The following is a 12,539-nucleotide window of genomic DNA, read 5'->3' on the forward strand; positions in this document are numbered from 1 at the left end:
TCATGTTCATGCGCGGTGAACCGTGTTGCCGCTGCGCAGGAGAAGAGCAGTGGCCCACCGAAACAGAGCGCAAACTCTGCGAAGGTCATTTCAGGGACGTCGCGGTCGCGCACTTCGCTCGGCGGAGTCATCCCAACCCTGTGGAAGCGGCCACCTCGGCGATGGCAGATGGCCTCCAAGCCGCATCCGCCCCCGTGGACCAGGACGCTGACGAGACGGAGCCGTACGCAACGACCATCGTCACGGAAAGCTGCCATCGCGCTCGAAGCGCGCTCACGTCAGAATCCACAAGCTGGCCCGAGCGGTAGTTGACGCCAACCGGGATCTCCCGTGCGACCGTGGCCCGTTGGGGCAAGAGCGCGGAGCAGTGAAGGGTGGGCCGCACCCGTCGACCCCGGGCGCGGCCACATCCGATTCGAAGGAGTCGCCGTGAGCCTTCGGCTGTCGCTGGATCCTGCCGACCGCGCCTGCGGAGGCACGGGTTGGCTGGACGGCGGCTTCTACGTCTGGGAGGGCGATATTCACCTGGCGGCCGATGAGCGGTGTCCGCTCCACGCCACCTGAGTGCTTGCCTGGGACGGAGGCCTTCCCGTCACCACCCTCAAAGGGTCAAGTCGGCCTGGAGTGTTCTGGCTCCGGTGCACAGGTCGGGAGAGGCGCCCGAGGAGAACCGGCAAGCCGTCTGAGCCGCGGGGTGCGCGGAGACGGTGCGGGCGGCAGGAGAGCCCCTCGGCGGAACGCCGGGGGGCTCTCTCGCTGCTGCGGCGTCGGGGCCCGCACCGCCGTCGACTACCGGCGAGTGGCCCTTTGGCGCGCCGGGCGCCGGGTGGGCTCGGGCTCCTGCGCCTCGGACGAGAAGGACTCGTCGTCCTCGAAGAACTCGTCCCGGCCGAAGTCCGGGGCCTGGAACGGCGCCGTCGCCGGAGGCGGCGAGACGGCGGCGGGGCGGCGGGGCTGCCCTTCCAGGGGGGCGGAGAACAGCGAAGTCTGGTCGATGAGAGGTCTGCCTTTCGTTACGGGCTCCTGAAGGGGCCCGGTGTGCCGTGACCGGGCACAGCGGTTCTACAACTTGGTCATCTTCGTGTACGGGCTCAGGATGCGCATCTGGGCCGTGCCGAAATCCACGAGGGCCGCGATGCCTTCCTCGATGCCGATCACCCGGCCGAGGCCGTACATGTCGTGGGTGACCTGGTCGCCCGTCGCGAAGTGTTTCGGGGCCGGTGCGACCGGCGCCTTGAACGGGCTGGTGGGCAGATGGCGCTTCGATGCCGCAGGCTTTGTCATGGCTCAGTATGCGCCCAGTTGTGCCCCGCTCGCTGTGGCCGGCGGCACAGATCAGGATGACGGCCACCGCTGACCGCCGCTGACCTGGGGTTTCCAGGTGGGAGGAGAGAAACGGCCGGAAAAAAACCGGCCACGGCTTCCTTCCCGACCGGGCCAGACCGTGCCAGGGCTCCCGGTGACACCCCGGGAGCCCCTCTCGTCGGTCCGATGACGGCCGGCTCCTAGAACGTGCCCAGCTTCACGATCGACAGCAGGGCGATCAGCTGGATCGCCGACGCGCCCAGGGCCTTCGGCCAGGGCAGGTCGTGGGAGCGGCTGACCATCATGGTCAGCAGGGCACCGGCCGCCACCCAGGTGGCCCAGCCGAGCATCTGCACGAATGTCGCGTCGCCGCCGAAGAACATGGCGAAGACCAGGCGGGGGGCGTCCGTGAGGGACGTGATCAGCATGGACAGGCCGACCGTGGGCTGCCAGGCCCCGTCGCCGCCGAGCTGGCGGGCCAGCGTGTGGGTGACCACGCCCAGGACGAAGGACGAGACGACCATGGCGACCGCGGTCGTCAGGACGATCGGCACCGCGTTCGACAGGGTGGCGTTGATCGCGTCCGAGCGGGCGCCGTCGAAGCCGAAGACGGCCAGCAGGCCGTAGAGGAAGGTGACGACGAGGGCCGGCCCCCACATGGCGTAGTCCCGCATCTGCAGGAACGTCTGGGCGGGGGAGAGGACGATCCCGCGGAGCAGGTCCTTCCAGTGCAGCCGGGGGCCGATCGGGCCGGACGGCGACTGGGCCGAACCGGCGCGGTAGGTCTCGCCCTGGCTGTAGGGGTCCTCGCCGACGGAGAACGCCTGGGTGTGACCCGGGTTGTTGGCCGCGTACGGGTCCGGGCCGCCGTGCGGCGCGTAGCCGCCGCCGTCGCCGAAGTACTCCGGCTCGCCGTAGCCGCCGGCACCGCCCGACTGCGGCCACTGGCCGCCGCCGTTGCCGTGCTGCCGACCCGGGTGGGGATGCGGCGCCGGCGGATAGCCGTACGACGGTCCCTGCGGCGTCTGCTGTCCGTGCGGGGGGTTTTGCGGTCGCGTTTGCGGAGCGCCGTTGTTCCGGCCGCCGCGTCCGATCCTGAATCCAGCCACGCCTTCGAACGTACCTGGTCCCGGAGAGTGACGTGCCGGACCCGGCGGTTCGGGTCCGGCTTTGCGGCCGACCTGTGACATCCCCTAAGGGGACGGCCAGGCGGCCCCTTAGGGAGCCCCCGAAACCCGTAAGTCCCCCTGCCTCACAGGGCGATCTCCCAGCCGAAGTCGGCGCCGCCCTTGAGGGAGAGGTCGCGGGCGGTGAGCGACTCGGCGCCGGTGGTGGTGAGGCCGGAGGCGGTGCCCTTCAGGACGGTGACGGCCCCGTACCCGTTCTCGTAGCCGGTGCCGATGACGAGGTCGGCCTTGCCGTTCTTGTCGAGGTCGGTCAGACGGACCGTCATGCCGAAGGCGTCGCCGGTCTCGCTGCTGCCGGGCACGCCCGTGGTGTTCTGGGTGTACGACGTCGCGTTCGAGGTCTTCAGTCCCGTGGCCGAGCCGAACAGGATCGTCACCGAACCCGAGTCCCTGGCGGTGCCGTTGTCCTCGCCGTAGGCGCCCACGGCGACGTCGGCGTACTTGTCGCCGTTGATGTCGCCGACGGCGAGCGCCGAGCCGAAGAGGTCGTCGGTCTCGCCGGAGCCCGGCACGCCCGCCGTGTCCTGGTGGACGACCGTCGGCGTCTGCGCGGGGTCGGGGCCGTTCGGGCCGCCGTACCAGACGCTGATCTGGCCGCCCTTGTGGCCGCCCGGCTTGGCGGCGCGCGGGTCCTCGTGGTCGCCGAGGACGAGGTCGCCGTAGCCGTCGCCGTTGATGTCGCCGATCGCGCCCTGGTGGCCGTCGGCGGCGGGCAGCGCGGTCCGCGCGTAGTCGGACTCGGGGTGGTCGTCCCAGCCGGCGGGGTCGTAGTGGACGTACTCGATGACGCCGGCCTCGTCGCTCTCCAGGAGGTACGGGTACACCCGCTCGGCCGCCCGGTCGCCGTCGATGTCCCCGGCGAAGACCTCGTACGTGGTGCCCACCTCCTCCACGGGGGTCAGGCTCAGGGGCTTGCCGGTACGGGTGAAGGGGCCCCGGTGCAGGCCGGTGCGGCTCTGGCCGGTGGCGGTGACGTCCGTCTTGCCGTCGCCGTTGAAGTCGCCGGTGGCGACGGAGCCGGCGTAGCCGCCCCACTCGCTCAGGCCGGAGGGGGAGGGCAGCGAGGCGCCGCCGGACAGGCCCGACTTGGAGCCCCAGATCACGGTCGCGCTGCCGACGCCGGCGCGGTCGCCGATGCCCTCGTTCGGGGTGCCGACGATCAGGTCGGCGTAGCCGTCGCCGTCCAGGTCGCCGGTGGCGAGGCCGTCGCCGAAGCGGTCCAGTTCCTCGGCGGTGCCCGGGACGCCGGTGGAGTTCTGCGTGATCACGGTCTTCCTGGTGGCCGAGACACCGGAGGACGAGCCGTACAGCACCACGACCGCGCCGGCGCACGAGACCGTGCCGACGGTGGCGCAGGGGGCGGCGACGGCGGTGTCGCGGTAGCCGTCGCCGTTGAAGTCGGCGGCCAGGCCGGAGGGCGCGGCGGTCGCCGGGGCGGCGGTGAGGGTGAGCAGCCCGCCCGTCAGCGCGGCCGCGGTGGCCGACGCGAGGGCGAGTCGCAGGGTCTTGTGCATGCGGGGTCTCCTGCGGCATGCGGGGATGCCCGGGGGCATCGACAGTCGGTGGCGTGCCCTGGGGAGACCTTTGCCGTCAGGTAAGGGTTGTACGTGAGAACGGTAAATATTCTCAGGCGGGTCAGCGGTCGGCCAGGAACTCCGATGTCGAGAAGCGGACCGCCGGCCGCGCCGCCACCAGCCCTTTCCGGGTGCCGGGAAGGACGGTGACGGTGTCCTCGGTCTCTCCGCGGTGCGTCCGCAGCACCAGGTCGGCGCGGCCGTCGCCGTCGAAGTCCGCCGCCGTGAGGAGCGTCGTCGTGCCGGGGGCCGGCGGTTGCACGGTCACCGTGTCCGCTGCCGAGAGGCCGCCCTCGCGGCCGTGGAACACCTTCAACTCGCCTCCCTCGGCGATGAGTTCGCTCAGGCCGTCCCCGTCGAGGTCGGCCGTGGCCAGGCGGCGGCCGGGGACGGCGAGGGTGGCGCGGGCGGAGCCGGGGAGGTCGTAGCGCAGGGACGTTTCGGCGGTGGTGCCGACCGCCGCGTCCAGGGCCGTGCCCCGGCCGAGACGGCCGAGGGCGACGGCGAGGCCCTCGGGAAGGGCGGCGCCGGTGCGGGTGGGGCCGTCCGGACCGCCGAGGACGATCGTCGAGGTGCCGGAGCCCCCCGTCGTACGGACGACCAGGTCGTCGTAACCGTCGCGGTCGATGTCGGCCGCGGGGCCGGTCGGGACCTCACCCGTGGAGGGGACCGGGGCGGCGGCCGCGTGCGGGGTGCCCTTGCGGCCGAACGGGCCGCGCAGACAAGTGAGTCGGCCGCCGGAGGCGTGCAGCACCAGGTCCTGCGCGCCGTCGCCGTCGAAGTCGCCGCACACCGGCTGATCGGGCCAGTCGGTGCCGGCGCGGGCGCGGGCGGGGACGGCGAGGTGGACCGCGCGGGTCAGGCCCGCCGGGGAGCCGAAGAGGATCTGCAGCGGGACCGGCGGCCGGCCCCGGCCGTCGTAGGGCGGGTCGGTGGAGACGACGAGGTCGGTGAAGCCGTCCCGGTCCAGGTCGCAGCTCGCCTCCGCGTCGAGGACGGCCGGGAGACGGCCCCCCGTGCGGGCCGCGTAGCCGGCGGGGGTGAGCAACTGCCGTGCGCCCGGGACGAGTCCGCGCGCGCTGCCGTAGACGATGCCGATGCCGGCGTCGTCGGCGTGGCGGTGGGCCTTGACCAGGTCGTCGAGGACGAGGTCGCGGTGGCCGTCGCCGTTGAAGTCGTCGGCGGCCTTGCTGCCCGTGCCGCGCGGGACGGGCAGCCTGGCGGGGGCGTCCGAGAGCCGTGTGGGGGCGTGTCCGGCGGCGGGCGTGTCCGTGCCGGGGCCGCAGGCGGCGAGCAGCAGGAGGCAGCCGCACATCGCCGCCGTGACCGTCGTCCCGCCGCTTCGCACGCGCACCGCCCACCCCGCCCGCCCCGCCGACTACGCCGGCCCCATCATGCACGCGTCCGGGACACCGCGACAGCTCGCCCGGGCCTGGGCACAGTGGAGGGATGAGTGCAGACGGAGGGAATGTTCTGGCGGGGGCGCGGGTGGCGACCCGGCTGCCCGCCCAGGATCTCGACCGGGCACGCCGCTTCTACGCCGAGATGCTCGGGCTGGAGCCCGTGGACGAGCGGCCGGGCGGGCTGCTGTACCGGTGCGGGGGAGTGGACTTCGTGCTCTTCCGGTCCACGGGAACCTCGCCGGGGACGTTCACGCAGATGGCGTTCGAGGATGTCGGGGATCTGCCGGCCGTCGTGGCCGAGCTGCGGCGGCGCGGGGTGGTCTTCGAGGAGGTGGACGCGCCGGGACTGAAAACCGTGGACTCGATCGCGGAGGTCGAGGGCAATTACCCGAGCAAGGGTGCCCGCGGGGAGCGCGGCGCGTGGTTCCGGGACAGCGAGGGGAACCTGCTGGCGATCGGGCAGCCGGTGTTCTGAGGCCCGGGCCGTCGGGTGGAGGATGGGCCCATGAGCGTAGTCAAGATCAACGTACTGACCGTGCCGGCCGAGCAGCGCGAGGTCCTGGAGAAGCGGTTCGCCTCCCGGGCCCACACCGTGGACGGCTCCGACGGCTTCGAGTGGTTCGAGCTGCTCCGCCCGGTCGAGGGCACCGACCAGTACCTCGTGTACACCCGCTGGCGGGACGAGGAGTCCTTCCAGGCGTGGATGGAGGGCCCGATGAGGTCCGCGCACCAGGGCGGCCAGGAGGGCGGCGAACGCCCGAGGCCGGCGGCCAGTGGTTCGACGCTGTGGTCCTTCGAGGTGGTGCAGCAGTCCGGGCCGAAGGGCGCGTGACGCATACGGCGGCGACCTCGTCGTGACGCATACGGCGGCGCCCCCGCCTCGTGTGAGGTGGGGGCGCCGCCGTGGTGGTGCGGGGTCGGGTTACTTCACCGGCTCCGGTTCCGGTGCGCTCTCCGTCTCCTCCTCGCCCGCCGGGTCGACCGGCGTCCTGACGGATTCGAGGAGCAGCTGGGCGACGTCGACGACCTGGATCGACTCCTTCGCCTTGCCGTCGTTCTTCTTGCCGTTGACCGAGTCGGTCAGCATGACCAGGCAGAACGGGCAGGCCGTGGAGACGATGTCCGGGTTCAGGGACAGGGCCTCGTCGACGCGCTCGTTGTTGATGCGCTTGCCGATGCGCTCTTCCATCCACATGCGCGCACCACCGGCGCCGCAGCAGAAGCCGCGCTCCTTGTGGCGGTGCATCTCCTCGTTGCGCAGGCCCGGGACGCCCGCGATGATCTCGCGCGGGGGCGTGTAGATCTTGTTGTGGCGGCCCAGGTAGCAGGGGTCGTGGTAGGTGATGATGCCCTCGACCGGGGTGACCGGGACCAGCTTGCCCTCGTCGACGAGGTGCTGCAGCAGCTGGGTGTGGTGGATGACCTCGTAGTCGCCGCCGAGCTGCGGGTACTCGTTGCCGATCGTGTTCAGGCAGTGCGGGCAGGTCGCGACGATCTTCTTGGCCGACTTGGGCTTTGCGGACTCCGGGACCACCTTGCCGTCGTCGTCCAGCTCCTCGCCGAACGCCATGTTCAGCGCCATGACGTTCTCCATGCCGAGCTCCTGGAACAGGGGCTCGTTGCCCAGGCGGCGGGCGGAGTCACCGGTGCACTTCTCGTCGCCGCCCATGATCGCGAACTTGACGCCCGCGATGTGCAGCAGCTCGGCGAAGGCCTTGGTGGTCTTCTTGGCGCGGTCCTCCAGGGAGCCGGCGCAGCCGACCCAGTACAGGTACTCGACCTCGGTGAGGTCCTCGATGTCCTGGCCGACGACCGGGACCTCGAACTCGACCTCCTTGAGCCACTCCAGGCGCTGCTTCTTGGCCAGGCCCCAGGGGTTGCCCTTCTTCTCCAGGTTCTTGAGCATCGTGCCCGCCTCGGACGGGAACGCGGACTCGATCATCACCTGGTAGCGGCGCATGTCGACGATGTGGTCGATGTGCTCGATGTCCACCGGGCACTGCTCGACGCAGGCGCCGCAGGTGGTGCAGGACCACAGGACGTCCGGGTCGATGACGCCGTTGTCCTCCAGGGAGCCCACGAGGGGCCGCTCGGCCTCCGCGAGGGCCGCGGCGGGCACGCCGGCCAGCTGCTCCTCGCTCGCCTTCTCCTCGCCCTCCATGGACTTGCCGCCACCTGCGAGCAGGTAGGGGGCCTTGGCGTGCGCGTGGTCGCGCAGCGACATGATCAGCAGCTTCGGGGAGAGCGGCTTGCCGGTGTTCCACGCGGGGCACTGCGACTGGCAGCGGCCGCACTCGGTGCAGGTGGAGAAGTCCAGCAGACCCTTCCAGGAGAACTGCTCGACCTGGGAGACACCGAAGATGTCGTCGTCGCCGGGGTCGGCGAAGTCGATCGGCTTGCCGCCGCTCGTCATCGGCAGCAGGGCGCCCAGGGAGGTCTCGCCGCCGGCGTTGCGCTTGAACCAGATGTTCGGGAACGCCAGGAAGCGGTGCCAGGCCACACCCATGTCGGTCTTCAGGGCGACCGTGATCATCCAGATGAAGGAGGTCGCGATCTTCAGGCCGGCGAAGAAGTAGGTGAGGTTCTGCAGCGTGGAGACGTCCATGCCCGCGAGCCAGTGGACCACGGGGTAGGAGATGAAGAAGGACGCCTCGTAGGAGTCCACGTGGTGCTGGGCGCCCTCGAGCGCGTGCAGCATGAAGATGCAGACGCCGACGATGAGGATGACGGCCTCGACGAAGTACGCCTGGCCGAAGTTGGAGCCGGCGAAGCGGGACTTGCGGCCCGGCCTGCGCGGGTGGCTCAGCTGCCGGATGGCGATCAGGACGAGGATGCCGAGGACCGTCATGGTGCCGATGAACTCGACGAAGACGTTGTACGGCGCCCAGTCGCCGAGAACCGGCAGCAGCCAGTCGGCCTGGAAGAGCTGGCCGATGGCGTTGACGATCGTCAGCAGCAGGGTGAAGAAGCCCACCGCCACGAACCAGTGCGCGACGCCGACGACACCCCAGCGGTTCATCCGGGTGTGGCCGAGGAACTCCCGGGCCACGGTGACGGTGCGCCGGCCGGGATCGTCGGTGCGGGTACCCGCGGGCACGCTCTGGCCGAGCCGCATGAAGTTGTAGATCTGCAGGATGGCGCGGGCGAACAGCGCCACGCCAACCACGATCAGAACCAGCGACACGATGATCGCGGCGAGTTGCATTTGGGGGCTCCTCGGGCCTGCGAGGGGTTCTCTCGAGGGAATCCTCGACATTACTAAGCGGTAACTTATGCAGTCCGTCTGAGACTACCCACATTCTCCGTCGCAATGTAGTCAGCGGTGCGGTGATCTGCGTCGCTGAGGGTCACCTCAAAGGTCCGGGACGATCCGATCGTGTTATTCGTGCCAAATTGATACATTCGCCCCTAATTTAGACCCGTGCTCTACGGGATCGCCGCCGCCACCACCGCCCTGTTCCTCGCCGCCGTCCTCTCCGCGCTCCTGCGGATCCCCGCCCTGCGCCTCGGGGTCGTCGACCGGCGGCGGCAGCGGCCGTTGCCGCTGTTCGGGGGAGTGGCGGTGGTGCTCGCCAGCTGTCTGGTCGCCGGTGCCGGGGACTGGGCGGGCGTCGCGCCGCTCGGCGGCGGCGTCGGGCGTCTGCTCGTCGCCGGCGCCGCGGTCGCCGCGCTGGGCCTCCTCGGCGACGTGGGGCGGCTCCGGGTGTGGGTGCTCGTCGCCGGTACGGCGGTGGCGGCGGCGTGCGTGGTGCCGTACGGGGAGACCGGTGTCGGCGGAGGGCTGCTGGCCGTCGGGTGGATCACCTTCGTCGCCCTCGGCTTCCGCGCCCTCGACCACGCCGACGCGCTCGCCGGGACCGTCGGCGTGCTGACCGCCTTCGGGGTGGGGACCTGTGCCGCCGCCGAGGTGATGGACGGGCTCGCGGTGCTGCTGAGCGTGCTGGCCGCCGCGCTGACGGGGTTCCTGATGCACAACTGGCATCCCGCGCGCGTGGGGCTCGGCGCCTGCGGCTCGCTCTTCGCCGGCTTCGTCCTGGCCGCCGCCGCGGTGTTCACGCGCGCCGGCTACGGGCTCGCCTCCAGTGCGGGCGTGCTCTTCCCGCTCACCGCCGTCGCCAGTGCGGACGTGCTGCTCGTGGTGCTGGCCCGGCGGCTCGGCGGGCGGCCGCTGCAACGGCGCGGACCGGACCATCTCGCCCACCGGCTCCGGCGGTTGGGAGTGACCCCGCAAGGAATCACCGTGCTGCTGGGCATCGGGGCGTTTGCGGGGGTGCTCGTCGGGGTGCTCGTGGACATGGGGTGGATCGCCGCGTCCGGGGTCTGGTGGGTGGGGGCGGGGGCGCTGATCGTCGTCCTGGCACTGCTCCGGATCCCTGATCGTTCCCCTAGGGGTTCGACATCCGCGCAGGTCACGGGCAGGTTGCGTGTAAGGAGCGGATAAGACTTGAGCCCATACGACTCATGTCTGTTGACCCATTCGTCGCCGTCATGCACACTTGAGTCCGTTCCACTCAAGTCAGCTGGAGGAATCAACCATGGCACGTGCGGTCGGCATCGACCTGGGCACGACTAACTCCGTCGTCAGCGTTCTGGAGGGCGGCGAGCCCACCGTCATCACCAACGCCGAGGGCGCCAGGACCACGCCGTCCGTCGTCGCCTTCGCGAAGAACGGTGAGGTGCTCGTCGGCGAGGTGGCCAAGCGTCAGGCGGTCACCAACGTGGACCGGACCATCCGGTCCGTGAAGCGCCACATGGGCACGGACTGGAAGATCGAGCTCGACGGGAAGCAGTTCAACCCGCAGCAGATGAGCGCCTTCATCCTGCAGAAGCTGAAGCGGGACGCCGAGTCCTACCTGGGCGAGAAGGTCACGGACGCGGTCATCACCGTCCCGGCCTACTTCAACGACTCCGAGCGCCAGGCGACGAAGGAGGCCGGCGAGATCGCGGGCCTGAACGTCCTGCGCATCGTCAACGAGCCGACCGCGGCCGCGCTCGCGTACGGCCTCGACAAGGACGACCAGACGATCCTCGTCTTCGACCTCGGTGGCGGCACCTTCGACGTCTCGCTGCTGGAGATCGGCGACGGCGTCGTCGAGGTGAAGGCCACCAACGGTGACAACCACCTCGGTGGTGACGACTGGGACCAGCGCGTCGTCGACTACCTGGTGCAGCAGTTCAAGTCCGGTCACGGCGTGGACCTCGCCAAGGACAAGATGGCCCTCCAGCGCCTCCGCGAGGCCGCCGAGAAGGCCAAGATCGAGCTGTCCTCGTCCACCGAGACCTCGATCAACCTGCCCTACATCACCGCCTCCGCCGAGGGCCCCCTGCACCTCGACGAGAAGCTCACCCGCGCCCAGTTCCAGCAGCTGACCGCGGACCTGCTGGAGCGCTGCAAGACGCCGTTCCACAACGTCATCAAGGACGCCGGCATCTCCATCAACGAGATCGACCACGTCGTCCTCGTCGGTGGCTCCACCCGCATGCCCGCCGTCGCCGAGCTCGTCAAGGAGCTGACCGGCGGCAAGGAGGCCAACAAGGGTGTGAACCCGGACGAGGTCGTCGCCATCGGCGCCTCGCTCCAGGCCGGTGTCCTCAAGGGCGAGGTCAAGGACGTCCTGCTCCTCGACGTCACCCCGCTGTCCCTCGGTATCGAGACCAAGGGCGGCATCATGACCAAGCTGATCGAGCGCAACACCACGATCCCGACGAAGCGCTCCGAGATCTTCACGACGGCCGAGGACAACCAGCCGTCCGTGCAGATCCAGGTCTACCAGGGCGAGCGCGAGATCGCGGCGTACAACAAGAAGCTCGGGATGTTCGAGCTGACCGGTCTGCCGCCGGCCCCGCGCGGCGTGCCGCAGATCGAGGTGTCCTTCGACATCGACGCCAACGGCATCATGCACGTGACCGCCAAGGACCTGGGCACGGGCAAGGAGCAGAAGATGACCGTCACCGGCGGCTCCTCGCTGCCGAAGGACGAGGTCGACCGGATGCGCCAGGAGGCCGAGCAGTACGCGGAGGAGGACCACCGCCGCCGCGAGGCCGCCGAGACCCGTAACCAGGGCGAGCAGCTCGTCTACCAGACGGAGAAGTTCCTCAAGGACAACGAGGACAAGGTCCCCGGCGAGGTCAAGACCGAGGTCGAGGCCGCCGTCGAGGAGCTGAAGACCGCGCTCAAGGGCGAGGACACCTCCGAGATCCGCACCGCCACCGAGAAGGTCGCCGCGGTCTCCCAGAAGGTCGGCCAGGCCATGTACGCCGACGCCCAGTCCGCGCAGGCCGCGGGCGGCGCCGACGCCGGTGCCGAGGCGCCCAAGGCCGACGACGACGTCGTCGACGCCGAGATCGTGGACGACGAGCGCAAGGACGGTGCCGCGTGACGGAGGAGACCCCGGGCTTCGAGGAGAAGCCCGACGTCCCCTCAGGCGCCACCTCTGACGACGCCGAGCCGAAGGCCGCCGCCTCCTCCGAGGGGGCGGCCCCGGCCGGGGACGCAGCTCAGATCGCCGGTCTGACGGCCCAGCTGGACCAGGTGCGCAAGGCGCTCGAGGAGCGCACGGCGGACCTCCAGCGGCTGCAGGCCGAGTTCCAGAACTACCGCCGCCGCGTGGAGCGGGACCGGATCACGGTCAAGGAGATCGCCATCGCGAACCTCCTGACCGAACTCCTGCCCGTGCTCGACGACATCGGCCGCGCCCGGGACCACGGCGAACTCGTCGGCGGATTCAAGTCCGTCGCGGAGTCGCTGGAGACCGTCGCGGCGAAGATGGGTCTGCAGCAGTTCGGCAAGGAGGGCGAGCCCTTCGACCCGACGATCCACGAGGCCCTGATGCACAGCTACGCGCCGGACGTCACCGAGACGACGTGCGTGGCGATCCTGCAGCCCGGGTATCGCATCGGCGAACGCACCATCCGCCCCGCCCGGGTGGCCGTCGCCGAACCGCAGCCGGGCGCGCAGACGGTCAAGGCCGAGGGTGCCGAGGACGCTCCCGCGGCCGGCGACGAGAAGGACAACGGCCCTGAGGAGGGCTGACGTAGACACCGAGCGGAACACCGGAAAGGGGGCGCGT

11 protein-coding genes are annotated in these 12,539 nt (G+C 70.6%); 6 read left to right on the forward strand and 5 right to left on the reverse strand.

Translation table 11 applies throughout. The annotated features are described in order from the left end of the window. The first annotated feature begins 429 nt into the window (after positions 1-429). Positions 430-564: a hypothetical protein gene (locus LN251_RS14995; RefSeq protein WP_458244870.1), complete on the forward strand. Its 135-nt coding sequence runs from the start codon at positions 430-432 to the stop codon at positions 562-564. A gap of 498 nt (positions 565-1,062) precedes the next feature. Here LN251_RS14995 and LN251_RS15000 read toward each other — a convergent pair whose 3' ends face one another. The 4 genes from LN251_RS15000 to LN251_RS15015 form a co-directional block, all read right to left on the reverse strand. After that, a complete protein-coding gene (locus LN251_RS15000; RefSeq protein ID WP_249836085.1) occupies positions 1,063-1,284 on the reverse strand; it encodes a hypothetical protein in 222 nt (73 codons plus the stop codon). A 221-nt stretch (positions 1,285-1,505) separates the two neighbouring features. Continuing rightward, on the reverse strand, positions 1,506-2,495 hold the full coding sequence (locus LN251_RS15005; protein ID WP_458244871.1) for a YIP1 family protein: 990 nt from the start codon (positions 2,493-2,495) through the stop codon (positions 1,506-1,508). A 62-nt stretch (positions 2,496-2,557) separates the two neighbouring features. Beyond that, positions 2,558-4,006 carry an FG-GAP and VCBS repeat-containing protein gene (locus LN251_RS15010; protein ID WP_458244872.1) on the reverse strand — a complete coding sequence of 483 codons (1,449 nt, stop codon included), beginning with the start codon at positions 4,004-4,006 and terminating at the stop codon, positions 2,558-2,560. A gap of 121 nt (positions 4,007-4,127) precedes the next feature. Beyond that, positions 4,128-5,420: an FG-GAP repeat domain-containing protein gene (locus LN251_RS15015; RefSeq protein ID WP_458244873.1), complete on the reverse strand. Its 1,293-nt coding sequence runs from the start codon at positions 5,418-5,420 to the stop codon at positions 4,128-4,130. A gap of 95 nt (positions 5,421-5,515) precedes the next feature. Between LN251_RS15015 and LN251_RS15020 the strand changes: the two genes are divergently transcribed. Together LN251_RS15020 and LN251_RS15025 are read left to right on the forward strand one after the other, a co-directional pair. Then, complete coding sequence (locus LN251_RS15020) at positions 5,516-5,944, forward strand: VOC family protein (protein ID WP_458244874.1); 429 nt, start codon at positions 5,516-5,518, stop codon at positions 5,942-5,944. Positions 5,945-5,974: 30 nt separating this feature from the next. Continuing rightward, positions 5,975-6,301 carry an antibiotic biosynthesis monooxygenase family protein gene (locus LN251_RS15025; protein WP_058924162.1) on the forward strand — a complete coding sequence of 109 codons (327 nt, stop codon included), beginning with the start codon at positions 5,975-5,977 and terminating at the stop codon, positions 6,299-6,301. 90 nt (positions 6,302-6,391) lie between these two features. On the opposite strand, the gene LN251_RS15030 is transcribed toward LN251_RS15025, so the two are convergent. Then, a complete protein-coding gene (locus LN251_RS15030) occupies positions 6,392-8,674 on the reverse strand; it encodes a heterodisulfide reductase-related iron-sulfur binding cluster (RefSeq protein ID WP_458244875.1) in 2,283 nt (760 codons plus the stop codon). A gap of 216 nt (positions 8,675-8,890) precedes the next feature. Here LN251_RS15030 and LN251_RS15035 point away from each other — a divergent pair, with 216 nt between their 5' ends. From LN251_RS15035 to grpE, 3 genes are all read left to right on the forward strand, one after another. Continuing rightward, positions 8,891-9,910, forward strand: a complete 1,020-nt coding sequence (locus tag LN251_RS15035; protein WP_458244876.1) for an MraY family glycosyltransferase — start codon at positions 8,891-8,893, stop codon at positions 9,908-9,910. Positions 9,911-10,004: 94 nt separating this feature from the next. Beyond that, complete coding sequence (gene dnaK, locus LN251_RS15040) at positions 10,005-11,849, forward strand: molecular chaperone DnaK (RefSeq protein WP_458244877.1); 1,845 nt, start codon at positions 10,005-10,007, stop codon at positions 11,847-11,849. Continuing rightward, a complete protein-coding gene (gene grpE / locus LN251_RS15045; protein ID WP_458244878.1) occupies positions 11,846-12,502 on the forward strand; it encodes a nucleotide exchange factor GrpE in 657 nt (218 codons plus the stop codon). The genes dnaK and grpE overlap by 4 nt, the downstream gene beginning before the upstream one ends. The last annotated feature ends 37 nt before the right edge of the window (positions 12,503-12,539 follow it).

The organism is Streptomyces sp. MAI_2237, assembly GCF_054189285.1.

What these genes read in the sequence shown, in the direction of transcription:
- LN251_RS15010 (WP_458244872.1), bottom strand. Translation starts at nt 4,006, where the DNA reads ATGCACAAGACCCTGCGACTCGCCCTCGCGTCGGCCACCGCGGCCGCG.
- dnaK (WP_458244877.1), top strand. Translation starts at nt 10,005, where the DNA reads ATGGCACGTGCGGTCGGCATCGACCTGGGCACGACTAACTCCGTCGTC.
- LN251_RS15020 (WP_458244874.1), top strand. Translation starts at nt 5,516, where the DNA reads ATGAGTGCAGACGGAGGGAATGTTCTGGCGGGGGCGCGGGTGGCGACC.
- LN251_RS15000 (WP_249836085.1), bottom strand. Translation starts at nt 1,284, where the DNA reads ATGACAAAGCCTGCGGCATCGAAGCGCCATCTGCCCACCAGCCCGTTC.
- LN251_RS15005 (WP_458244871.1), bottom strand. Translation starts at nt 2,495, where the DNA reads ATGTCACAGGTCGGCCGCAAAGCCGGACCCGAACCGCCGGGTCCGGCA.
- LN251_RS15030 (WP_458244875.1), bottom strand. Translation starts at nt 8,674, where the DNA reads ATGCAACTCGCCGCGATCATCGTGTCGCTGGTTCTGATCGTGGTTGGC.
- LN251_RS15025 (WP_058924162.1), top strand. Translation starts at nt 5,975, where the DNA reads ATGAGCGTAGTCAAGATCAACGTACTGACCGTGCCGGCCGAGCAGCGC.